24 protein-coding genes, 1 pseudogene and 1 riboswitch are annotated in these 23,341 nt (G+C 40.6%); of the genes and pseudogenes, 16 read left to right on the top strand and 9 right to left on the bottom strand.

The genetic code is table 11. The annotated features are described in order from the left end of the window. Positions 1-21: 21 nt before the first annotated feature. The 5 genes from FN960_RS01490 to FN960_RS01470 form a co-directional block, all read right to left on the bottom strand. Positions 22-741 (bottom strand): hypothetical protein, encoded by a 720-nt coding sequence (locus tag FN960_RS01490; protein ID WP_143846598.1) that lies wholly within the window; start codon positions 739-741, stop codon positions 22-24. Then, positions 729-1,619: an ATP-binding cassette domain-containing protein gene (locus tag FN960_RS01485; protein ID WP_143846597.1), complete on the bottom strand. Its 891-nt coding sequence runs from the start codon at positions 1,617-1,619 to the stop codon at positions 729-731. Before FN960_RS01485 ends, FN960_RS01490 begins: the two co-directional genes overlap by 13 nt. Next, complete coding sequence (locus tag FN960_RS01480) at positions 1,620-1,988, bottom strand: GntR family transcriptional regulator (protein WP_143846596.1); 369 nt, start codon at positions 1,986-1,988, stop codon at positions 1,620-1,622. A 419-nt stretch (positions 1,989-2,407) separates the two neighbouring features. Further along, positions 2,408-2,728, bottom strand: coding sequence for a spore coat protein (locus FN960_RS01475; RefSeq protein ID WP_143846595.1), 321 nt, complete (start codon positions 2,726-2,728; stop codon positions 2,408-2,410). A gap of 18 nt (positions 2,729-2,746) precedes the next feature. Continuing rightward, positions 2,747-3,022: a hypothetical protein gene (locus FN960_RS01470; protein ID WP_143846594.1), complete on the bottom strand. Its 276-nt coding sequence runs from the start codon at positions 3,020-3,022 to the stop codon at positions 2,747-2,749. Between the two features lie 144 nt (positions 3,023-3,166). On the opposite strand from FN960_RS01470, the gene FN960_RS01465 reads away from it, so the two are divergent. The 12 genes from FN960_RS01465 to sufB all read left to right on the top strand — a co-directional run bounded on the left by FN960_RS01465 (position 3,167) and on the right by sufB (position 14,976). Then, a complete protein-coding gene (locus tag FN960_RS01465; RefSeq protein WP_143846593.1) occupies positions 3,167-3,523 on the top strand; it encodes an arsenate reductase family protein in 357 nt (118 codons plus the stop codon). Positions 3,524-3,594: 71 nt separating this feature from the next. Further along, complete coding sequence (gcvH, locus tag FN960_RS01460; protein ID WP_143846592.1) at positions 3,595-3,984, top strand: glycine cleavage system protein GcvH; 390 nt, start codon at positions 3,595-3,597, stop codon at positions 3,982-3,984. A gap of 150 nt (positions 3,985-4,134) precedes the next feature. Then, entirely contained in the window at positions 4,135-5,403 is a 1,269-nt protein-coding gene (locus FN960_RS01455) for an MFS transporter (RefSeq protein WP_143846591.1), read from the top strand. Between the two features lie 74 nt (positions 5,404-5,477). Continuing rightward, a riboswitch (SAM riboswitch) is annotated at positions 5,478-5,590 on the top strand. A gap of 81 nt (positions 5,591-5,671) precedes the next feature. Further along, positions 5,672-6,697: a methionine ABC transporter ATP-binding protein gene (locus tag FN960_RS01450; RefSeq protein WP_143846590.1), complete on the top strand. Its 1,026-nt coding sequence runs from the start codon at positions 5,672-5,674 to the stop codon at positions 6,695-6,697. Next, positions 6,690-7,358, top strand: coding sequence for a methionine ABC transporter permease (locus FN960_RS01445; protein WP_306461595.1), 669 nt, complete (start codon positions 6,690-6,692; stop codon positions 7,356-7,358). Before FN960_RS01450 ends, FN960_RS01445 begins: the two co-directional genes overlap by 8 nt. Before the next feature lie 21 nt (positions 7,359-7,379). Next, complete coding sequence (locus FN960_RS01440; RefSeq protein WP_143846589.1) at positions 7,380-8,240, top strand: MetQ/NlpA family ABC transporter substrate-binding protein; 861 nt, start codon at positions 7,380-7,382, stop codon at positions 8,238-8,240. 943 nt (positions 8,241-9,183) lie between these two features. Continuing rightward, positions 9,184-9,573 (top strand): carboxymuconolactone decarboxylase family protein, encoded by a 390-nt coding sequence (locus tag FN960_RS01435; RefSeq protein ID WP_143846588.1) that lies wholly within the window; start codon positions 9,184-9,186, stop codon positions 9,571-9,573. 195 nt (positions 9,574-9,768) lie between these two features. Next, positions 9,769-10,560 carry a Fe-S cluster assembly ATPase SufC gene (gene sufC / locus FN960_RS01430; RefSeq protein ID WP_143846587.1) on the top strand — a complete coding sequence of 264 codons (792 nt, stop codon included), beginning with the start codon at positions 9,769-9,771 and terminating at the stop codon, positions 10,558-10,560. A gap of 35 nt (positions 10,561-10,595) precedes the next feature. After that, positions 10,596-11,897 carry a Fe-S cluster assembly protein SufD gene (gene sufD, locus FN960_RS01425; protein ID WP_143846586.1) on the top strand — a complete coding sequence of 434 codons (1,302 nt, stop codon included), beginning with the start codon at positions 10,596-10,598 and terminating at the stop codon, positions 11,895-11,897. Next, a complete protein-coding gene (locus FN960_RS01420) occupies positions 11,897-13,120 on the top strand; it encodes a cysteine desulfurase (RefSeq protein WP_143846585.1) in 1,224 nt (407 codons plus the stop codon). The genes sufD and FN960_RS01420 overlap by 1 nt, the downstream gene beginning before the upstream one ends. Beyond that, positions 13,107-13,547: a Fe-S cluster assembly sulfur transfer protein SufU gene (sufU, locus tag FN960_RS01415; RefSeq protein ID WP_143846584.1), complete on the top strand. Its 441-nt coding sequence runs from the start codon at positions 13,107-13,109 to the stop codon at positions 13,545-13,547. Before FN960_RS01420 ends, sufU begins: the two co-directional genes overlap by 14 nt. Before the next feature lie 31 nt (positions 13,548-13,578). Continuing rightward, the gene (gene sufB / locus FN960_RS01410) at positions 13,579-14,976 is read left to right on the top strand and encodes a Fe-S cluster assembly protein SufB (RefSeq protein ID WP_143846583.1); all 1,398 of its coding nucleotides are present in this window, start codon (positions 13,579-13,581) and stop codon (positions 14,974-14,976) included. A gap of 79 nt (positions 14,977-15,055) precedes the next feature. On the opposite strand, the gene FN960_RS01405 is transcribed toward sufB, so the two are convergent. The 3 genes from FN960_RS01405 to FN960_RS01395 all read right to left on the bottom strand — a co-directional run bounded on the left by FN960_RS01405 (position 15,056) and on the right by FN960_RS01395 (position 18,014). Next, complete coding sequence (locus tag FN960_RS01405) at positions 15,056-15,970, bottom strand: alpha/beta fold hydrolase (protein WP_143846582.1); 915 nt, start codon at positions 15,968-15,970, stop codon at positions 15,056-15,058. Positions 15,971-16,225: 255 nt separating this feature from the next. Beyond that, positions 16,226-17,089, bottom strand: a complete 864-nt coding sequence (locus FN960_RS01400; protein WP_143846581.1) for a hypothetical protein — start codon at positions 17,087-17,089, stop codon at positions 16,226-16,228. Continuing rightward, positions 17,076-18,014 carry a WD40/YVTN/BNR-like repeat-containing protein gene (locus FN960_RS01395; RefSeq protein WP_143846580.1) on the bottom strand — a complete coding sequence of 313 codons (939 nt, stop codon included), beginning with the start codon at positions 18,012-18,014 and terminating at the stop codon, positions 17,076-17,078. Before FN960_RS01395 ends, FN960_RS01400 begins: the two co-directional genes overlap by 14 nt. Before the next feature lie 209 nt (positions 18,015-18,223). Between FN960_RS01395 and FN960_RS01385 the strand changes: the two are divergent. The 4 genes and pseudogenes from FN960_RS01385 to FN960_RS01370 all read left to right on the top strand — a co-directional run bounded on the left by FN960_RS01385 (position 18,224) and on the right by FN960_RS01370 (position 22,749). Beyond that, positions 18,224-18,966 (top strand): annotated as a pseudogene (locus tag FN960_RS01385) (DUF5694 domain-containing protein). A gap of 77 nt (positions 18,967-19,043) precedes the next feature. After that, positions 19,044-19,715, top strand: coding sequence for an ABC transporter ATP-binding protein (locus FN960_RS01380; RefSeq protein ID WP_185970862.1), 672 nt, complete (start codon positions 19,044-19,046; stop codon positions 19,713-19,715). Further along, positions 19,712-22,201 (top strand): cation-translocating P-type ATPase, encoded by a 2,490-nt coding sequence (locus FN960_RS01375; protein WP_143846576.1) that lies wholly within the window; start codon positions 19,712-19,714, stop codon positions 22,199-22,201. Before FN960_RS01380 ends, FN960_RS01375 begins: the two co-directional genes overlap by 4 nt. A 29-nt stretch (positions 22,202-22,230) precedes the next feature. Beyond that, entirely contained in the window at positions 22,231-22,749 is a 519-nt protein-coding gene (locus tag FN960_RS01370) for a hypothetical protein (RefSeq protein WP_143846575.1), read from the top strand. Between the two features lie 9 nt (positions 22,750-22,758). Here the strand turns inward: FN960_RS01370 and FN960_RS23125 are convergent, their stop codons facing one another. Beyond that, on the bottom strand, positions 22,759-22,893 hold the full coding sequence (locus FN960_RS23125) for a hypothetical protein (protein ID WP_260681888.1): 135 nt from the start codon (positions 22,891-22,893) through the stop codon (positions 22,759-22,761). Positions 22,894-23,341: the final 448 nt, after the last annotated feature.

The raw sequence follows: 23,341 nt of genomic DNA, 5'->3' as shown, positions 1-23,341 counted from the left end.
AGGCGATTTGCCTGCTTTTTGTTATGAGGCAGAGGCTTTTGATAGAGTGAATAAGCTTAGAAACGGAATAAGAATAGTGGAAGCCATAACGACCCAAAGTATTGTTAGGTTAGTACCTCGATGAAACAAAACAATGTGATCAAAAAGCTCGTTATGGACAGGAGGGATTAATAAAACCAAGATAATGGCTAGTAATGCTAGGTAAACGGCTAGCTGACCAAAGCGATACAATAAACTCGCTAAAAAATATAAGAGGGTGCCAAAAAAGATAGAAAGAAGTAAGTCTAATCCGAAATTCAGAAGATAGCTCATATATTGATTAGAGAAAACAGACCAAGTCCCTGTATCTTGACTAAGAAGAGAGGACCATGTACTAGTAGTTAAAAAATGCCCGACTAGATTTCCTTGTAGTATCGATATGGTAAATAATAATAATTGATTAAAGATATTGAATAGCAAAGATACAGCAATAATGTACATCATACTACTTAACACAAAACGATTTCTTGTTGATCCAAGGTGTATGGAGTAACCAAAATCATCTTTTACTAGGCGGAAAGCTGTAATAGCAATGAAAACATAGATGGGGACATTTGTAATTACGAACATACTCACGGCACCAAAGATAGCAGCAATTGAGTAAAAACCAATAACAACTAAAACCAATATCGTCCAAAAGATTGTAATGTTAAGCTTTAATTCAGATGAATGCAAGCGAAGCTGAGCGATTACTTGACCCATAGTGAGTTCTCCTCCTTGTGATTTGTTAGGTATACCATAAGCTGCTGAAGTGAAAGCTTATGTTTTTTACACGTTGTGGGGATTGAAAAGTCATCCAGTGAATCTTCATGTACATATAGAGTCAAGCTATAATCCCCCATGAAATTCGATTTATCTAATACGTGGCCTTTAGGATAAAGCGATTCTATCGCATCCTTAGGACCATGAATTAAAAAGGCTCTCTGTTGCAGATTATCAATTGTTTCATGCAAAGCGATTTCGCCTTTTTTCATAAAATATACTTCTTGAAATAAGTCACTGACTTCATCAATAAGATGTGTGGATAGGATGATTGTACGAGGGTGCTCTGTGTAGTCATCAAGCAGTTCTTTATAGAATTCATCCCTCGCATGTGCATCCATCCCAATATAGGGTTCATCAAAAATAGTAAGAGGTGCACGGCTGGCGATACCTACTGTAATGCCTAGTGCAGATTCCATTCCCTTTGAAAGCTGTGATACCTTTTTTGTTAGAGGGAGCTCAAAAAGCTCTAATAATTCGGTTGCTTTATGTTGGTTCCAATTGGGGTAGAATGCTGGCATCATCTTTATGATCGCCCTTATTGACAGAGTAGGTTTAAAATTCTGACTTTCCCGAATGAAACAAATTTGTTTTTGGGAATGTTCATGATTAAAAGGGTTTTGGCCACTAATTTTTATTGAGCCCTCATCAGGAAGAGATTTACCAGAAATCATGTTAAGGAGTGTTGTTTTTCCAGCACCATTCCTTCCGAGTAACCCGTATATTACATCCTTTTCAAAGGAGCAAGAGACACTTGAAAGGACTTTGTTTTTATTAAGAGACTTAGAGACATTTTGAACCGTTGCTTGAAAAGACATTTAGATAGTTCCCCCTTCATCAATCATTTTTTTAATTTGATCCTTACTCAGTTGAAGGTATTCAGCTTCCTGTAATAAAGGCACTATATATCGCTGATAAAACTCAATTTGACGTTGTTTCACAAGAAGGTCCCTTGCCCCCTCGGCCACAAACATACCCACACCCCTTTTTTTAAATAAAATCTCTTGTTCCACTAAAAGGTTTATGCCTTTTGCTGCTGTAGCAGGATTAATCTGATAATGTTTGGCGAATTGATTTGTAGAAGGTACCTGCTCTCCTTCTTTTGTTGCGCCATTAATGATGTCATCCTCTATTCGTCTAGCAATTTGCAGAAATATCGGCTGACCCTCATCAAATGATTGAGTCATATTAACCTCCTTGGTTCATTACTCATGTAACTAACTATAGAACCTGTGTGTAGAAATTGTCAATAGGTTATTTGAAATTTTTTGAAAAAATAATTAGGGAACAGATATTAGAGAATAAGAGCTGAAATATTATAAGTGAAAGGCGGAGGTAGATAATACATCGGAAGAAGAGAGAGCGGATACATCACGAGGAGGTAGAAATACATCGGAAGGAGAGCGGATACATCGCGCGGAGGCAGAAGTACATCGGAAGAAGAGCGGATACATCGTGCGGAGCAGAAAATACATTGAAAGAAAAGCGGAATACATCGCGAGGAAGCTAAAAACCACGACACAAAAAAACAAAGCAACCAGCGTCACTGGTCACTTTGCTCAGAATACTGTTATAAACTCATTCACAATTCATCTTCCTCAAAAAATTAATGTGTGTTTGTATAGGGAAGCTGGTTGCTATAGCCGGAGAATTGCTGGTAGCTTTGCTGCAGCTTTTGTGGGGACTCGCTTTCGATGGCGTATAGTCCTTTTTGGAACATGAGTGTGTATAGATGTCTCTGGCAATCCTGAGACTCTTGGTAGATCATGTTGATGTCCTGGTAGAGCTGGGAGTGGCTGGCTTCATTTTCAGCGATGTCGTAAGCGGATGTGATGTATTTTTCGGTTGTGAGCATGTCTGTAATAAATTCACGGTCGGTCATGTGTGTGTTTTTAGGATATTGAACTTCTTGATTTTGAATTTTCATGAGTGTCTCCTTTTCACATTATTGAACAGTTGGCTGCTCGGTGGTTGGTTTAAGGTGGGTAAGTAGGCGTTCATAGTGGCGTTGGTGCATTTGACCGGCCTGTGAAATCGCTTCTTTGATTTCGGGATCCTGACAATTTTCCGCATAGAAATAGGCTTTTTTTGTTGCGAGCAGATTCCATGACAGCATGTCATTAAGGTAAAGATGGTCTTTGTTTGAAATGACCTGTGGTGGTTCTGAAATAAATCCTTGTTGTTGATTTTGTTGCATCCCGTTTCCTGGTTGTTGTTGCATAATCAATCCTCCTAACAAAAGTATGTCCTGCATGGTTAGTTTGAAATAAGTTGGCTGATTTTATCCATGAAATGCATTTCAATTGTGGAGTGATTTAAAATCGGACATAATAAAAAGGATGAATCAAAAGGAGGTTGGCGGAGAATGAGTGTTACGTTTTATCATTATCCAAAGTGTGGAACATGCCGCAAAGCGAAGAAATGGTTAGAGGAACACGAAGTCGATGTAAAAGCAGTACATATTGTAGAAAACCCGCCGCAAGCAGCCACATTAAAGGATTTGTATCAAAAAAGCGGACTAGAGCTTAAGAAATTTTTTAATACGAGTGGGCAAAAATATCGCGAATTAGGACTAAAGGATAAGCTTGCAACGATGAGTGAACAGGAGATGTTAGAGCTACTCGCGTCTGACGGGATGCTAATTAAACGACCAATCACTACGGATGGACAAAAGGTCACTGTAGGATTTAAAGAAGCAGAATTTGAACAAAACTGGCACTAACTCGTTTTTTTTATGAGCAAGTTCAGTTATAATGAATGCAGATTTGAACAAGTAGATGGAGGGATTTAGTCATGAGTAAGCTACCAGCAGAACTTAAGTATTCAGAAGAACATGAGTGGGTTAAAACAGAAGGGGACAAAGTTAGAATTGGAATCACTGACTTTGCTCAATCCGAACTAGGAGATATCGTATTTGTTGAGCTTCCAGAAGTAGGAGACGAAATCGAAGCGGACGAGCCTTTTGGAAGTGTTGAATCCGTAAAGACGGTTTCTGAGCTATATGCTCCAGTTAGTGGAAAAGTAGTTGAAATTAATGAGGATCTAGATGACTCTCCAGAGTTTGTGAACGAATCACCATATGAGAAAGCATGGATGATTGTTGTAGAGCCAAGTAATGCCTCAGATGTAGACAAATTAATGTCAGCAGATGAGTACAACACCATGATCAGCGAAGAAGATTAATTCTTCTTTAAAAGCGAGCTTCACGTGGATAACATGTAGGAGCTCGTTTTTTTGTTAAAAAAGTTAATGCATATGCCTTCTATTCCTGAAAGAGTTCGTATATAGTTACTTAGGGTGGCGAAATATACATGAGAGTTCAGGAGAACATAGATGGCACAATTTACAAAAGATTGGTCAAGCAAGTTAAAAGGATATAATAAAAATATACGTCTATTCCTCATCGCATCAGTTTTACTAAATGTCGGGATGGGTATCTTTATGGTGATTTATAATTATTACATACGAGAACTAGGGTATTCCGATGATGTGAATGGACGAGTGATCGCGATGCAGGCAACGGCTACGGCGATTGCCTTACTGCCGGTCGGTCTGTTGAGTGATCGCCTTGGGAAGAAGCGGCTCATCGTCATTGGTTCATTACTTGTAACCGCTAGCTTACTGTTTAGAAGTATCGGAGTTGCGGAAGACCTTTTGATCGTAGGAGCGTTTATTACGGGGTTCTTTATGGCCTTTGTTCAGGTGACGGCCATTCCGCTATTGGCAGAGAACTCAAAGGAATCTGAGCGAGTTCATCTGTTTAGCTTAAACGCAGCATTTATGATGGCGGCGAATGTCATTGGGAATCTATTCGGTGGATTATCAACAGATGCCCTTCATGCCTGGTTTGGGATCTCCATGCTTTCTAGTGTGCGTATCACACTTCTACTTGGCGTTTTAATTGTGTGCTTTGGATTACTGCCATTATTTAAAATTAAAGAAGAACGTAAGCTACAGCATATTCTAACAAGACGTCTAGCAGGCTTTAAGCAGATGAAGGAAAAAGCAGAATCACTAAAGCTCATCGTTTTATTTGCGATCGCTAGTCTATTAATTGGGTTTGGATCTGGTTTAGTTATCCCCTACTTAAATTTATATTTTACGGATCGTTTTGACATTAGCTATTCGTTAGTAGGATTTATCCTAGCACTGGGGCAAGGCATGACCGCAGTGGCGTTGCTGATTGGTCCAAGTGTAGTGAAGCGATTTGGAGAAGTAAAAGCGGTGGTGCTGCTTCAGCTTGGTTCCTTGCCTTTCCTACTTTTAAGTGCGTATACAGAAATACTCTGGCTAGCAGTGATTGGTTTCTTATTCAGGCAAGCTTTGATGAACGCCGGAAACCCGATACACTCTGCGTTGATGATGCGGCTAGTGGACCCATCTATGCGTGGTCTTGCTAATTCGCTTGGTCAGATGGTCTTTCAGCTTGGTTGGGCTGTCATGGGTCCCGTATCAATGGGGATTGTCCTCGCATATGGTTCTTATACAGGCTATGCGATTGTCTTTTCTATTACAGCAGGCCTCTATTTAATTGGCTCCATCTACTTTTATTTTGTTTTTAGCAGACGTCAGAAGAATGTACCAGTTCAAAAGACCGTATAAAAAGATTGACCAAAAGTCATTCCCGTGCTATGATTCTCGCATTCAATAAATAATGTTATGGATAATTAAATATACTCTTATCGAGAGTGGCGGAGGGACTGGCCCTTTGATGCCCGGCAACCACGGAACATTAATTTGTTCTGCAGGTGCTAAATCCAGCAGAGTGATTCACTCTGGCAGATGAGAGAGGGATATAATGAAACCTTCTGCTTATCTGCAGGAAGGTTTTTTTGTTGTATAAAGGTGATTAGAAAGTGGGGAGCAGTAAGTGATTGCATTAAGAGGATTACAGAAAATTTTTGCCTTAAAAAGCGGAGCGGTAACAGCTGTTGATGGGGTCGATCTCACCATTAATAAAGGTGGCATCTTCGGTATCATTGGCTATAGTGGTGCTGGTAAAAGTACACTGATACGCTTACTAAATATGCTTGAGCGCCCAACAGATGGCGCAGTTGAAATAGATGGACAGGACATTTCTAAGTTAACCAATAAAGAGCTTAGAAAGGCACGCCAAGGTATGGGTATGATTTTTCAACACTTTAACCTTCTTTGGTCACGTACTGTCTATGATAATATCGCTTTTCCTCTAGAGATTGCAGGGGTAAAAGGTGAAAAGAAACACAATCGCGTCAAGGAGCTCATACAGCTTGTAGGTCTAGAAGGCCGTGATAAAAGCTATCCCTCACAGCTGAGTGGTGGTCAGAAGCAGCGTGTGGGTATTGCAAGAGCATTGGCTAATAATCCAAAGGTTCTCCTGTGTGACGAGGCAACCTCAGCACTTGATCCAAAAACCACGGAATCGATTTTAGATCTGTTAGTAGATATTAATCAAAAGCTAAACCTAACGATTGTACTAATTACCCATGAAATGCACGTCATTCGCAAGATTTGTAATGAGGTTGCCGTCATGGAAAACGGGAAGATCGTTGAGAAAGGTCCTGTACTTGATGTGTTTAAAAACCCTAAGGAAAAAATGACAAAGGAATTTCTTAAACAAATTACAGAGCAGGATGATACAGAGGAAACCATAAAGGATATCTTGAACGAAACAAAGGACGGAGATGTGGTTCAACTAACCTTCTCAGGCACAAATGCAGAGCAGCCTTTAATTTCCCAGCTCATTCGCCAGTTCCAAGTGGATGTCTCCATTATCCATGGAAAGATAACCAAGGTCCAAGGTGGTTCTTATGGAACGTTGTTTATTCAACTAACGGGCGATGAGACTGAAAAGCAAAAAGCGCTAGCATTTATGAATGATAAAGAAGTAAAAGCGGAGGTGTTACGCCGTGATTGAATCACTTTTACCGAATGTAAGATGGGATAGAATGTGGGAAGCCACATATGAAACCCTATATATGACGTCAATTTCTCTATTTGCTACATTTATTCTTGGTATTCTGCTCGGATTACTGTTATATTTAACTTCAAGAGATAGTCTCTGGGCAAACAAGCCTTTAAATGCCATCATTGCGGCCTATGTAAATATCACAAGATCTATCCCGTTTATTATCTTATTAATTCTCATTATCCCTTTTACTAAATTTTTGGTTGGGACAATGCTTGGTCCAACAGCCGCCTTACCTGCTTTGATCATTGGCGCTGCACCGTTTTATGCACGGATGGTTGAGATTGCATTGCGTGAGATTGATAAAGGCGTGATAGAAGCTGCCCAATCAATGGGCGCCTCATCATCAACCATTATCTTTAAAGTGCTATTACCAGAATCAACTCCTGCTATTATTTCAGGTATTACCGTGACAGCTATTGCATTAATCGGTTATACAGCCATGGCCGGAGTAGCTGGAGGAGGCGGATTAGGTACACTCGCCTATCAGGAAGGCTTTCAACGAAATAACAGCGACGTTATGTTGGTGGCAACAATCGTAATTCTATTGATTGTCTTTATCATTCAGTGGATTGGCGATTTTCTCACATATATCACAGATAAACGATAAAAAAGGATGGGGGAAAGAAACATGAAAAAGAAATTATTTGGTACGCTTGGAACAGCAGGTCTAGTATTGGCTTTAGCCGCTTGCGGTACATCTGATGATGGTGGGGACGCAACGAGCGGAGATAACGGCGCAAGTGACGAAGAAACAACTGTTTTGAGAATTAGTGCCTCAAACACTCCTCACGCTGAAATTTTAGAAGAAGCGGAGTCTCTATTAGAAGAGGAAGGCATTGAGCTTGATGTAACCATTGCACAAGACTATAAAATACCAAACATCGCATTAGACGAAGGTGAAATTGATGCGAACTTCTTCCAGCATCAGCCATACCTTGATTCAGAAATTGAAGCAGAAGGCTATGATTTTGCAGTAGCTGGAGCGATTCATATTGAGCCATTCGCCCTTTATTCTCAGGATTTTGATAGCGTTGACGATATTCCAGATGGCGGAACGATTATTTTCAGTAACGTTTCAGCTGAAGAAGGAAGAGCACTTAATCTGTTAGCTGAAGGCGGATTAATTACACTTGCTGATGGTGTTGGTTACGAAGCAACTTTAGATGACATTGAAGACAATCCTAAGAACTTAAACTTTGTGAATAATGTTGAGCCAGCTCTACTTCCGCAAGCGTATCAGAACAATGAGGGCGATGCGATCATTATCAATGCAAACTATGCACTTGAAATTGATCTAAACCCTACAAATGATGGTCTGATCACAGAAGCAGGCGACTCGGATAATCCATTCGCAAACCTAGTGGTCACACAAGCTGGTGACGAAAATCGTGAAGACATTCAAAAGCTAGTCGAAGTCCTACACTCAGAAGAAATCACAAACTTCATTAATGAAAATTATGAAGGTGCTGTCATTCCAGTAAGCGAATAATCTAAAAGCTTGTCGCTATTTCTCACTGTGTGAGAGAAGCGGCAAGCTTTTTTAGTTAGTTTTGGAGGCGGGCATGATCAAGAGGTGGGGGAGCAAGAAGGAAGTAGTGCATACCAAGAAGAAAGAGCGAGTTACCAAGAGAGGAAGCGCCTTACCAAAAAGAAAATCAAACCACCAAGACACACACTCAGCCCACCAAGAAAAACGAGCGCGTTACCAAGAAAGTAAGGGCCTTACCAAGAGAGGTGGGATGAAAACCAAGAAGAAATGATGAATAACCAAGCTCATACCCTCAATAGCAAGAACAACTTGGGTGTAACCAAGAAGAAAGGGAGCAAAACCAAGCTCCTAACCCCTTTACCAAGAACAACCACCTCAAAACCAAGAGGAATTCTGATTTACCAAGACCACCCACGCGGCACGGACGCTAGCAACCCGAGGAACTAAGTGCATGGACCTTACCAAGAAGAAAAATCAAACTACCAAGAAAATCACCCAGCACAGCAAGAAAAACGAGCACGTTACTAAGAGAAAAAGTGCCTTACCAAGAGAAGCGCGATGAACACCAAGAAGTATGAGAGAAGAACCAAGCTCCTACCTACGATAGCAAGAGCCCCGATCTCATCACCAAGAGAGGAAGGGTATTACCAAGAGAAACGGAATAAACACCAAGAAGAAAGAGAGAAGAACCAAGCTCTACCCTTCAATACCAAGAACAATCATGATGTAACCAAGAAGAAAGGGGGCAAAACCAAGCTCCTACTTCCTTTACCAAGACCACCTACCCCATTAGCAAGAGGAAATTTAATTTACCAAGCCCCATCCCTCGCCACCAACCTAAAAAACTCCCCAATCATCATCTTGTCATTTTTCCACCGCATAACCTCCCGCACCAATGCTCATACTACTGACATACTATGCTAGTTGGAAGGGGTTCATAAAAATGGATCAACAGCAATCGCAGCAGGATAATACGATTCAAGAAGCGCTACACACATACAAAGAGGGCTTAAGCTCATTCACTGAGAAACTGCCACATATCGCAAAATCTTATAATAAGTTCACGGAAACCTGCTTTGAAGAAGGGAAATTGAGCAAAAAAGGAAAGCAGCTGATTGCGCTTGGTATTAGTGTCTATTCTCAAGACGAGTATTGCATTATCTATCATACAAAGGGTTGTCTCGACCAAGGCTGTAGTGAGGATGAGATTCTTGAGTCTGTCGGTGTAGCTGCTGCTTTTGGTGGGGGAGCGGCGATGAGTCAAGGTGTAACCCTGGTGCAGGAAGCGATTCAAAAGCTAAAGCCACCTTCATCAGATCAAGCATTTCAGTAGGCTGGTTCTTCATTCAAGCAGCACCCTTTGGTGTTGCTCTTTTTTTTGTTATAATGAAGTTTCGGGAATAGGTCCGACTCCTTGAACTCAGGTTGGATTTGTTATAAGATTAGAATGAGAATAGAATGATAATAAGTAAAACTGAATGGCTGTGCATGAATGATCAGCTCAGCATATAAATTGGAGGTAGTGAAAATGGCAGCATCACACTTGAAAATTGAGAATTTGAATGTATCGATAGAAGGTAAACACATTCTCAGAGACTTTAACTTAGAGGTTAAGGGCGGAGAAATTCATGCCATCATGGGTCCAAACGGAACAGGGAAATCAACTCTTGCTTCTGCAATCATGGGTCACCCGAAATATGAAATCACAAGCGGTTCCATCTTTATGGACGGGGAAGATGTTTTAGAAATGGAAGTAGACGAACGTGCGCAAGCAGGTCTATTCCTTGCTATGCAATACCCAAGTGAAATTAGTGGTATTACAAATGCTGATTTCCTTCGTTCTGCGATCAACTCTGGACGTGAGGAAGGCGAAGAAATCTCACTCATGAAGTTCATCCGGAAAATGGATAGCAAAATGGACACACTTGATATTGATCAATCATTCTCTCAGCGTTACCTAAACGAAGGGTTCTCTGGTGGGGAAAAGAAACGTAACGAAATTCTACAACTATTAATGCTTGAGCCTAAGATTGCTATCTTAGATGAGATTGATTCTGGTCTAGATATTGATGCACTTAAAGTTGTTTCTAAAGGTGTAAATGAAATGCGCAGCGAGGACTTCGGCTGTTTAATCATTACTCACTATCAACGTCTGTTGAACTACATCACTCCTGATAAAGTCCATGTTATGATGCAAGGTCGTATTGTAAAATCCGGCGGAGCTGAGCTTGCAGAGCGTTTAGAAGCAGAAGGTTATGACTGGATCAAAACAGAGCTTGGTATTGAAGACGAGCGTGTTAATGTAAATCAGGAAGCGTAAAATAAAGCAGATCAACGATAAAGGGTGGGTAAAATATGCCAGTTGAGACAAATGTACAGGTTTGGCAGGATGCTGTCCAAACACTTTCAAAAGAATTAAATGAGCCACAATGGCTAAATGAATTACGAATGAACGCAGTGTCTCAAGTAGAATCACTTGAACTGCCTAAACCAGATAAAACAAAAATTACAAAATGGAACTTTACATCATTTACACATGAGATCGTAGACAATAAGGTTGCCTCCACTCTTGATGCACTGCCAGAAGGAATTCAGGCATTAATTGAGAAAGATGTAGAGAACGTGATTGTTCAGGAAAATGGTGATACAACATTCAGTAAGGTTTCTGAAGCACTTACGCAGAAAGGTGTCATTTTCACTGATTTAAAAACCGCTGTGAAAGAGCATGGCGATCTTCTAAAGAAATATCTTTTCACTGATGTAGTGAATGCAACGGAAAACCGTTTAACTGCTATTAACGCAGCACTTATGGCGGGTGGAGTTTTCCTATACGTACCAAAGAACGTAGAAGTTGAGCTGCCGCTTCAGGCCGTATATGCTCAGAACCAAGCAGATGGCGGTTTGTTTAACCATGTGGTCATCGTGGCTGAAGATAATAGTTCTGTCACATACGTTGAAAACTATGCAACAACAGGTGATAAAGCAGCTCAAGCGAATATCATTGCTGAGGTCCATGTTGGAGCCAATGCGCGTGTTTCCTTTGGTGCAGTTGATAATTTAGACGATCAGGTTACCTCTTATATTGTACGTCGTGGTCATGTAGCTCGTGATGGACGTTTAGAGTGGGCACTTGGATTGATGAACAATGGTGATACTGTATATGAGAACACAACACATCTTGTAGGTGATGGTTCAACAGCTGATACGAAGTCAGTAACAGTTGGAACAGGCACGCAAAAGCAAAATATCACAACAACCGTTTTCCATCACGGCAAAAACTCTGATGGGCAAATTTTGAAGCATGGTGTTCTTAAAGAAGGAGCATCCGTTATCTTTAACGGGATTTCTAAAATTGAGCACGGTGCAACAAAATCAAATGGTGAGCAAACAGAACGTGTGTTAATGCTTAGTGAAAAAGCACGTGGTGATGCAAACCCAATTCTATTGATTGATGAAGATGATGTAACAGCTGGACATGCTGCTTCTGTTGGCCGTATTGATCCACTGCAAATGTTCTATCTAATGAGCCGCGGCATTCCGCGCCATGAGGCAGAGCGTCTAGTCATTCATGGTTTCTTGGCACCTGTTGTCAATGAACTTCCGATTGAATCCGTAAAAGATCGTTTACGTGAAGCAATCGAAAGGAAAGTTAAGTAATGAATGCAAAGGAAATCAAGAAGCTGTTTCCGCTTCTTGACCAGCATGTGAACGGCAAACCTCTTGTCTATTTAGATAGTTCAGCCACTTCTCAAAAGCCCTACACGGTTATTGAGAAGCTGGATGATTATTATAGACGCTATAATTCAAATGTTCACAGGGGCGTTCACACACTTGGCACTATGGCAACAGATGAATATGAAGGAGCCAGAGATAAGGTTCGAACATTCATTGGTGCTGAGTCAACTCAAGAAGTCATTTTCACTCGCGGAACAACCACGGCTATTAATATGGTGGCTTCAAGCTATGGGAAAGCAAATTTGGCTGAAGGCGATGAAATTGTCATTACGCCAATGGAGCATCATAGTAATATCATCCCTTGGCAGCAAACGGCTAAGGCGACTGGTGCAACTCTCAAGTATTTAACGCTACTTGAGGATGGGACCATTGATATGGAAGAAGCGAAGAACATCATTACTGAGAATACGAAGATTGTATCTGTGATGCAGGTTTCAAATGTACTTGGTACCATCAATCCAATTAAAGAGCTAGCTCAGCTTGCTCACAAAAATGGAGCGATCATGGTGGTAGATGGAGCGCAAAGTGCACCCCACATCAAGATTGATGTCCAGGATTTGGATTGCGATTTCTTTGCTTTTTCAGGCCATAAGCTTGGTGGACCAACAGGAATCGGTGTATTATATGGGAAGAAGCATTTGCTTGAGAACATGGAGCCCTTTGAATTCGGCGGAGAGATGATTGACTTTGTTGGTTTATATGAATCAACATGGAAAGAGCTACCGTGGAAATTCGAAGGCGGAACCCCGATCATTGCGGGGGCGATTGGACTCGGCGCAGCCATTGATTTTATAGAAGATCTAGGTTTCGATGCCATTGAAGAGCATGAGCAGGAACTAGTATCATATAGCTTTGAACGATTATCAGAAATTGAAGGACTAACAATCTTTGGTCCGAAAAAACGGGCAGGAGTTGTAACATTCCAATTAGATGATATCCATCCACACGACGTAGCAACTGTACTTGATGCAGAGGGTATTGCCGTGAGAGCGGGACATCACTGTGCGCAGCTCTTAATGAAATGGCTGAACGTATCAGCAACAGCACGTGCTAGCTATTATGTGTACAACACAGAGGAAGATATCGACGCCTTAAAAGATGGGTTAGTTAAAACAAAGGAGTATTTCGGTGATGTCTACTCATAATCTTGACACGCTTTATCGGCAGGTTATCATGGATCACTATAAGAACCCACGTAACCTTGGGCAGCTATCAGATGATACACTTACAGTAAACTTGAATAACCCAACCTGCGGAGACCGTGTTCAAATCCAGATGAAAATTGAGGATGGACAGGTCGAAACAGCTAAATTTGAAGGAGAAGGCTGCTCGATTAGTATGGCATCTGCATCCATGATGACTCAAGCCGTTAAAGGCCTGAAAGTGAACGAAGCATTAAAGATGTCCAAAATCTTCTCCGATATGATGCTGGGTAAGGAATACGATGAAGACTTGTTTGACTTGGGTGACATAGAAGCGCTGCAGGGCGTAGCTAAATTCCCTGCACGCATCAAATGTGCGACGCTTGCCTGGAAGGCAATGGAACAAGGGCTGAACGAGCAAGAAAAATAAGCAAGTTGATTCTCATTAGGAGGGATTCACAATGGCAAAAAAAATGCCTGATATTGGTGAATATAAATATGGATTTTCGGATCGCGATGTTTCGATCTTCCGTTCAGGTCGTGGCCTAACAAAAGAGATCGTTGAGGAAATCTCTCGCATGAAAGAAGAGCCTCAATGGATGCTTGACTTCCGTCTTAAATCACTTGAGCTTTTCTACAAAATGCCGATGCCACAATGGGGCGGAGATCTTTCAGAGCTAGACTTTGATGATATCACGTACTATGTAAAAGCATCTGAGCAAACAGAACGCTCTTGGGATGAAGTACCAGAGGAAATCAAAAACACATTTGATAAGCTTGGTATTCCTGAAGCAGAGCAAAAGTATCTTGCAGGGGTATCCGCTCAGTATGAATCTGAGGTTGTTTATCACAACATGAAGCAAGAGCTTACGGATCTTGGAATCATCTTCAAAGATACCGACTCAGCTCTTCGTGAAAACGAAGACATCTTCAAAAAGCACTTCGGAACGATTATCCCTCCAGCGGATAATAAGTTCGCAGCACTGAACTCAGCCGTATGGTCTGGTGGATCATTCATCTACGTTCCTAAAGGGGTAAAAACGGAAACGCCTCTACAAGCGTACTTCCGTATCAACTCTGAGAACATGGGACAATTTGAGCGTACATTGATCATCGCTGATGAAGATAGCTCCGTACACTATGTAGAAGGCTGTACAGCACCTGTGTACACAACAAATTCTCTACACAGTGCCGTTGTAGAAATCATTGTTAAAGACAACGCATACTGCCGCTACACAACCATTCAAAACTGGGCACCAAACATCTTCAACCTCGTTACTAAACGTGCAGTTGCAGACGCTGGCGCAACCATGGAATGGGTAGACGGTAACATCGGTTCGAAGCTAACAATGAAATATCCAGCTGTCATCATGCGTGGCGAAGGAGCAAAAGGTACAATCCTTTCCATCGCAATCGCAGGCAAAGGTCAGCACCAGGATGCTGGTGCAAAAGTATCTCACTTAGCACCAAACTGCTCATCCACTATCGTTTCAAAATCGATCTCTAAACACGGCGGGAAAGTAACCTATCGCGGAATTTGCCACTTCGGACGACGCTCCGACGGATCAAAATCCAAGATTGAGTGCGACACCCTGATCATGGATAACCAATCCACATCAGACACGATCCCGTACAACGAGATCCTAAATAACAACATTACACTCGAGCACGAAGCCACCGTATCAAAGGTATCCGAAGACCAGCTCTTCTACCTCATGAGCCGCGGAATCTCTGAGCAAGAAGCCACAGAGATGATCGTCATGGGCTTCATCGAGCCATTCACAAAAGAACTACCAATGGAATACGCAGTTGAAATGAACCGTCTGATCAAGTTCGAAATGGAAGGTTCAATTGGTTAATATGTAATGATAAAAGCGAATCCCTTGGGATTCGCTTTTTTTTTGGAAGTCATTTGGAGAAGGAAAAAGGTTTACGGGTTTATCCTGACCAGTTAATAGATTTTGAAAATTGTTTAATGTGCTTTGCCAATTCATTCGGTTTCTCTTCGGGGATATAATGGCCACATCCAGATATTTGATGACCAGTAATATTTGTAATTGAGCGCTTCCACACATCTAGAACAGGCAAACCGTGTAAGTTTCCTTGCTCTCCCCATAGAATCAGTGTCTTTTTATTAAGCATCCTTTTAGAAGCTGTTTCAATCTCATAACGTGGCAGATCAATATGATAAGTTGCTCTGTAGTCATTAAGAGCACCTAAAACGGCACCTGGTTGCATCCATGATTTTAAGTATGCTTCCCATGCTCCATCGCTTTGCAATAAATTAAATAAACCATCACCTCTACTTAATAAAAATTTTAGATAGATCTCCTCTTTGTCTTTAATTAGTTCCTCAGGAAGCTCGTTAACCACTTGAAATGTCCAATGCCAGTATTTTGTCGCTGCATCAGCTGCTGATAAGTCTCCATAAATGTATTCTGTTGGCATAATGTCAATAAAAATAAGGCCAGCTACTACATCTGGAGAGTCTAAAGCTAGCCTTCTTGCTATCCTGGCCCCACGATCATGTCCGACAATTAGTGCTTCTTTGATTTTCAAATGCTGTAAGAGTTCGTGTATTTCATTCGCAACAATACTAGTATCATAGCTTTCCATATCACTCGGCTTATCAGATTCTCCATATCCTTTTAAATCAATGGCAATAACTTTATGGGTGGATAGAAGCTTTGGAATGACATAACGCCAAGTCAACCAATTCTGTGGGAACCCATGAAGCAAAACGCAAACAGGTCCATTTTCTAATCCTCCTGTAACATAATGTAATGATGTACCGTTAAAAATAGCTTGGTGGTGATTAATATGTGATTCAAGTTCTTTGAGAATTGAGCTCACTATAAAACCTCCTGATCATTTTAAGCTGTCGCCTTCATTATAACGATCTTATAAACGACGGTCGACTGCAATGCCAAGGCTATCCTCTTTCAATGTGACTTACTCAATGCCTTAAAGTTCTAACATAGGGACTTGTTTAGGTTCTGTTTTAATAAGTTAGGCTTTTATGTTGGCAATATAACAATAGAAAAAGCGGGCCCCATAGGACTCGCTTTTTCTCAAATATTTTTGGTCATAAGACAAAAGATATGTCCATCAATTTCCAAACCTCTCAAGAGTGTTTACATCAGCATCACCTAGTGTGGCCTTATAAACCCGAATATCCCCAGGCTGCTCCACAGTTGCATTCGAACTTATCTCAAAGTTCTCAGCTAATGCGATCGTCCAAGCAGCATTGTGCTCATCATCGCTCAAAACAATCGCTAATGTCCCGTGCTGCTGGATGTTCTCCCATGCAAAAGTTTGTCTCTCGCCATTGTCTTCTACTGAAATGCCTTCAGGGCCGCTGATTACTCTTGTTTCTCCATCTTGCCATTCACCGTAAATTTCGGAGCTGACATAGTAGTAGGAAATTCCGTCGCCACGATCGCCGTACGTGGCTATGTGTTGTTGAATGTTTTGATTATGATCTTGATAGGTGACAGCAGCTACGTCATTTGCCAGCCATTCTACCTGTAATTCATGTTCACTTGCAGAGATTCTTTGAAGGGGTCTTGCTAGAATAGTATAGTACTCTCGGTAGTAGATGATGTCTCCCTGTTCTTTATCCTGTTTCAATACAAGTGTATGCTTCCCGTCTGGTGAGAGACTGACGATATTGTTTACCTCCTGGCTGGTTGTGTAGATGAGGTAGGTGTTTACTACAATGAATAAAGTAAAGACGCTGCCACCAATAAGTAGCCATTTTCTTGTTTGTTGAAAATAAAGAAGAAAGGAAATAGCTAAACTAAGGATGCAAGCAATATTAATAAGGTAGAAAAGTTGATTATGAATATATTCCACTTCTCTTCCTACTAAGTTAGGTAGAAAGAGGTAACCCATTTGTAAAATAAAGAGTCCAAGAGACATTAAAAAGAAACACGCTGCGAAGAGGTTTCGCTGCTTTTTAAGGAAGTTCATCTGGCTCTACCTCCTTAACAAATTTCCACGTTAAGCCTTCGTCTTCAGAATGAAATTCGCCCTTCACTCGACCACCCAAATAATCGCCGTTTGGACCTTGATTCACATGCAGAACCATTTGATTATCGCGTATAAAAGGTACTTCCGCTTGAACAAAGATCACTCCATATTCCTCGGGAACATGAATGTCAGCCGATGTCCAGCTTGTGCCTGCATCATTTGTTACATACAAGTCAGGAGCATCAGGGTTAATAGTGCCATAGGAGAGGAATCCAGTAGTTTCATTGATAAAGCCTCCACCTGCTATAAGTCGGATCGTGTCAGGTATACCAACTAACGTCCAACTTTCGCCACCGTCATTCGTTAGGTAGACGTAACCCGATTCACTAGACATCGTGCGTTCTCCTGAGAAAATTAAATATCCAAACTTTTCATTTAATAGATCCATTGTTCGAAAACGTAGAGTAGGTCTAGATTCAATATTACTAATAGGTGTCTCTTGCCAGGACTTTCCTTGATCGGTTGTTGATATGGTATGAACAGTTATGCCACTCGTTTGATGAACAGCGTATAGAAAAACCGCTCGATCCTTCGTTAATACATAGCTATCGTTTATTAACTCCTCTTGACTGCCAGTATACTCGCCAGTAAACAGGGTTTGTGGTTCGATAGGGACTTGAATCCAATTCTCTCCCTGATCAAAGGTCACTAGAAATTCCTCATCATTAATAGAATAATCAGCTGGTTGATCCGTAACGGGAATTACTGGTTCTTGTTCTTGCTGCTCTGTTTCTTGAACCTGCTCTGCTAGCTTTTCTGATTGAGTCTGTGCAGGTAATGAAGTCATAGGTTCTTGCTGCATAAGCATGCCAACAGATAAACCAATGATCATCATAGCTGATAAAGTAATGGCCACCTTTTTCACTTGAAAACTCCTTTACATCAATGAACTATCCAAACAGCTTCCATTATATACTAATTATTATCTGATGTAAGTAGTAATCGTCTATTTTTGTTCTGTAAATAAATATTGTAATATCTTCAAGTAATAGTAGTATTAGAGATATCGCGAAATGTTGTAACTTGTAAAGATGTAAGGGGATTCATAAATGAATTAGGTTAGGATGTGAAAGGATGATAAAACCAAAAGTACTTGTTCTAGGTACATTTCATATGCATGAGGGTCTAGACTCCATTTCTCAAAAAACGGACTCAGGACATAGCTTATTGCCTGAGGCTGAAAGTGAGATTGCACTACTAGTTGAGAGAATGGCGGCATTTAAACCAAATAAGGTTTCGGTTGAAGTCGAGGTAAAACGACAAGTGGAAATCGATAAGGCATACCAGCAATATCTACATAACGATGACTGGAAGCTTCCTATTAATGAGATTCATCAAATAGGTTTTCGTTTGGCTAGGGCTATGGAGCTTGAGAAAGTATACGCATCGATTGGATGGATCTCCTTCCAGAGCAGAAATCGCTCGGTGATGTACTAGATTGGGCAGAAGAGAATCAGTCCGAATTGAATCATCTCTTAACAGAAAAGATTCAGAGCGTCCAAAAAGCGCATGCGGGATCTGGAACTAATCTTCTTGATTGGTATAGGCATATGAATGATGCTCGCTCTATTCAATCTGATCATGAGATCTACATGCATATTGCCAGAATTGGTGACTGGGAACATTATATTGGCGTGGATTGGCTACGCTGGTGGTATCAACGGAATTTAATTATCTATGCTAATCTAACAAAGCTTATTGAATCAAACGAGGAACGGATTTTTCTTGTCATTGGAGCTGCTCATCTTCATACCGTGCAGCAATTTCTAAGAGAGTCAGGATTATTTGAGGTGGAGGAGGCACATAGCTATCTATAAAAACTAAAACGATTGTTGGTATCAATAATTTTAGTAGTTCAAACTATTATAAAAAAACACCCCAGGGAGACATGGAAATGATCCAACTAAATCAAATAAATTTAACCTACCCTTCTTCAGAACAACCTATCTTAAATGATCTGTCTATTCAGATTAGTAAAGGGGAGTGGGTTTCACTTGTGGGCCCTTCAGGTTCGGGCAAGACCTCTCTTTTAAAAATTTTATCAGGAACGGTTGAACCTACACAGGGTGATATCGTTATAAATCAAACGAATATTAACGAAATGCCTTTAAAGAAACGACATGATTTTTTGCGTAAGCAGGTCGCTACGGTCTACCAACAATTTCGTTTGCTGCCGCAGTTTTCGGTTTTAGAAAATGTGATGCTGCCGTTAGTCCCATATACGAAACAAAAAAAGCAGCTTGAACAAAGGGCACTAGCGTTAATAACAGAGGTAGGGCTAGATCATCGGGTCCATCATTTTCCCGAGCAACTATCAGGGGGAGAGCAACAGAGAGTCGCTATTGCTCGTGCTCTATTATCTGATCCTCCCATTCTCTTATGCGATGAGCCAACTGGAAATTTAGATTCAAAAAATAGAGATGTGATATTAGAGTTATTAAGTAAAATACATAGTACAGGAAAAACCATTCTTTTAGCTACACATGATGAGGTGGTGGCACAAAAAGGAGACACCATCCATACATTCCATGATGGTGTTGTGCATACTGGAGCACCATCCACATGATTGGGTACAGTTGGAAATCAATTAAAAATAACAAGCGAGCTTCGATATTAATCTTTTTTTCCTTGGCAGCCATTTTTATCGCTGCGCCAATGACGATCTCTGCTCTTTTTGATATTCAAACCAATGTTGAGGACAATATTCAGCAGTATGCCAGAGGAAGTTATGATCTACTCATTCGTCCCGAAGGTGCTCAAACGGAAATCGAGAAATCTATAGGGAAAGTAGAAGAGAACTATTTGAATTATGGGGATGGTGGAATTTCCATTGAAGAATGGAAAGAGATTAAAAACCTAGATAGTGTTGAAATTGCAGCACCTGTGGCGTCTCTTGGGTATTTTACTGGAGAAGATAAGACCTTGTCTTTGGCTTATCCCTCTAGCAGTAGTTATATTGAATTTGCTTTTTCAACCTATGATGGAGTAAATGAGTACGCACTTCTTGACGAAGGTGGATTCTTCTATATGCTTGAGCAAGACGAGTATGAAGAAGGGTTTGACTTTTATGGTGAGAATAGAAGCTCGACAAAGGTGGCAGGGATGAAACCTGAATTTGTCGTACCCACTACGTATCATCTTACAGTTGGAGTTGATCAGGAAGAAGAGGAGAAGCTTTCAAGGGTCAATCTTTCTGCTCTTCAAAACCCCATTCCGCCAGATCTTCAAATGGGGTTCGGGGATTTAGGGGCTAAAGATATTCCAATCATATACTTATCAGATTCTCAGATTCCGTTAAAAGGAAAAGCTCGCCTCACTGATATTAGTTGGAATAGTGGTAAAACCCTTTCCTTAAAAAAGCATTTTAATCTTAAAGAAGAAGACCCATTATTTTTCGGGGAAGACCGTTATTGGGAGGAAATGCCTGAGATCTTATCGGATATTGAACGTCGATCTACTGAGACTTATGAAGTGTCATTAAGTGATTTCATGAATCCATTTTATTATGAACCCTTATCTTATAACTATGATGGGACGTTTAGTGAAGAATTTAATTATGCTTTTGGGGTAACAGAAAGTTCTAGATTTTATTTTACAAAACCGATAGATTATAATCTGCTTGATGATGGCAACATGAAAGTTCATCAAATTGGAGTAGAAACAGGTATCCCTACTTATCGAGAAATAGAAGAACACGGAGCATCTACGGTGGATTACTATGCTTCAGGAGAAGAGGAAGATATTCCCTTCTTGTTATATCCCGTCGGCTCCTTCACAACAGAATCCTACCAAGACTCAATCGCCTCCAGCCCTTTAGGTATCTATCAGCAGGCTCCTTCTGTAACGGTGGACGGGGTCACATTGCATGAAACGATTACACCTGGAAGCTTTGTCAGTTCCCCTGCACATGGCATCATGTCACTTGAGGATGCGGCTTATATTAAGGGGGAAAATCCCATTGATGCGATTCGACTAAAGGTAAGTGGTATTTCTGCTTATAATGAGGATGCTGTGGAGAAAATTAATGAGGTGATTGTTGCTTTAACAACCATTGGTGATTATGATATTACGGTTGTGGCAGGTGCCTCGCCATCCGTTGTTACTTTGGATGTTGAGGGCATAGGACTTGTGGAACAATCGTGGACTAGCTTAGGGGCAGCTGCAACGATATCTGAAGGCTGGAATACAACCAATCAGCTGATTGCTGGGTTGTTTGTCGTAATTAGCTTTTTGTATATTTTGAATCACAGTTTATTTCGAAAGTACACAAAAACGGGGGAGCAAACGCTTCTTTTGGATTTAGGCTGGTCAACTCGTCATATTCAGCAGTTTCATTTGTTGGAGAATGTCCTTTTAATTCTTTTTGCCGCGCTAACAAGTGGAATCGTTCTTGCCGCTTTTTATTCTTTTGAGATCGTCAGTTTGTTGACGCTACCGATTTTTGGAACTATATTTGTGTTAACATTGGGTGTGACCTGGATCAATATTGTGGTTATGAAACGTAAACCTTTTAATGCGCTGAAGGGAATCAAGTTCAAGGAGCTATGGCTCAGAAATCTTTCATTTTATAAAAAGCTGATCTCGATCTCCTTTATTCAGTTAATTTGTGCCGCGTTATTAGTGAACTTTGTTCTCGGGGCTCTCTACATAACAAGCCAAAACACAGGGCAAACGAATCTCGGCATGCACATAAATGATATGATTCTTTTCTTAGTTGGTGTTGTTCTCCTAGCTACCATATATCTGGTGATTACAACCATGATAGAAAGCATCTCGTCCTTTCTCCTGATTCGTAAGGAGGAGATATTAACGTTAAGAGATATTGGTTGGAGAATGAGGGAGATACGGCGTATGTACGTGGGTGAGTTTCTTGCTTGGATTATTCCATCTATAGGATTGGGTATGATTTTTAATTTGCTTCTGTTCGTGTTACTTTTCACCGTATCCATCGAAATTATAGCTATAGCTAGCGCTGTGACAATGGTTCTAGTGTTTATCGGTTTTATCGTAGCAATTGCTGTTGTTCGAAAAACAGTAATTACCTTAGCTTAAGACGTCATGTTTATAAAGGGTTGTAAAATATGCTTATTTCAATTAAATCTCCTTTTATCCCTCTGCTCTTTAAGCAGAAGCTAGTAGAATCTGAAAAGAAGGTTGGCTATTTAAAAGCGACAAGATTTTTGGGTCGTATTAAGGGTAATAAATCATACGAAGTTAAGTACAAACAGAACAGAATAAAGATTATTGAAGGAAAAACAGAGAACGGAAAAAGACGTTGGGGCATAGTTGAGTTAAATGAAAATGAAGAGAAAGAGATTGGTTCATTGTTTTTAGTGTCCTCAGCAAAAGAAACGCTATCGCGTGGTATCACCGAATACGAAGTCAAATACGATACAGTAATCTATCATGTGAATAAGCCTTTCATGCATCAAAAGAATTATTGTGAGCTGAAAAACGAGAGCAACAAGATCATTGCTAAGCATCAAGAGCAAGATATTCTACGTTGGAGAAGAGATATTAAAGTAGAGGAAGAAACATTAAATGAACGTGACATTGCAGTATGTGTTTTGGTGTTATCACTGATTATCTTTATATCATAGCTACATGCTCTAAGAAAGCAGATTAAATAGCCATCTGAACAGCATGATAATCTGGCGAGGAATTAACAATAAAATTTCAATCATTAAATGGACCCAGTGAGATTGATCGGTTTTTTCTTTTGTTTTGGCAGGTTTACTATTCATAGCTCTCCTAGGGTAGATACATTTTATGTAATTTTAACACATATAAAGGATATTACTAGTTATTTTAATTGTACTTGGTTAAGTAATACATGCTTTTTTTATTGTAGGTTGCCCACATAACAAGCGGACGAAATGAGAGGGTCAACATATGCGGCAAGTACAGGAGGTCACTGAAAAACGTTCTTTATAAGCTGCGAAATTTCTTCAATTGTTTAAGTCATACCGTTAGCGGGTGTGAACCCGAAGACTCCTGCGGAACAGAACGAGTCTGAAGACATCGAAGTGGTGGTTTTCCACTTAGAGGGCTGAGGCCGTTCCCGCGGAAAGCGTAGGGTTCTCCTGTAGCGGCGCCATTCCACTCATTCTTACATGAATTTTTCAGTGGTCTCGAGGTACAGGTTCATTGAAATAAGATGGCAAAACCAGATTAATTCAATACCTGACCACA

It is taken from the genome of Alkalicoccobacillus porphyridii (assembly GCF_007293315.1).
Taxonomy (GTDB): domain Bacteria; phylum Bacillota; class Bacilli; order Bacillales; family Bacillaceae_D; genus Alkalicoccobacillus; species Alkalicoccobacillus porphyridii.
Note: the sequence above shows the minus strand (reverse complement) of the source record. Positions and strands in the feature narration are given on the sequence as shown.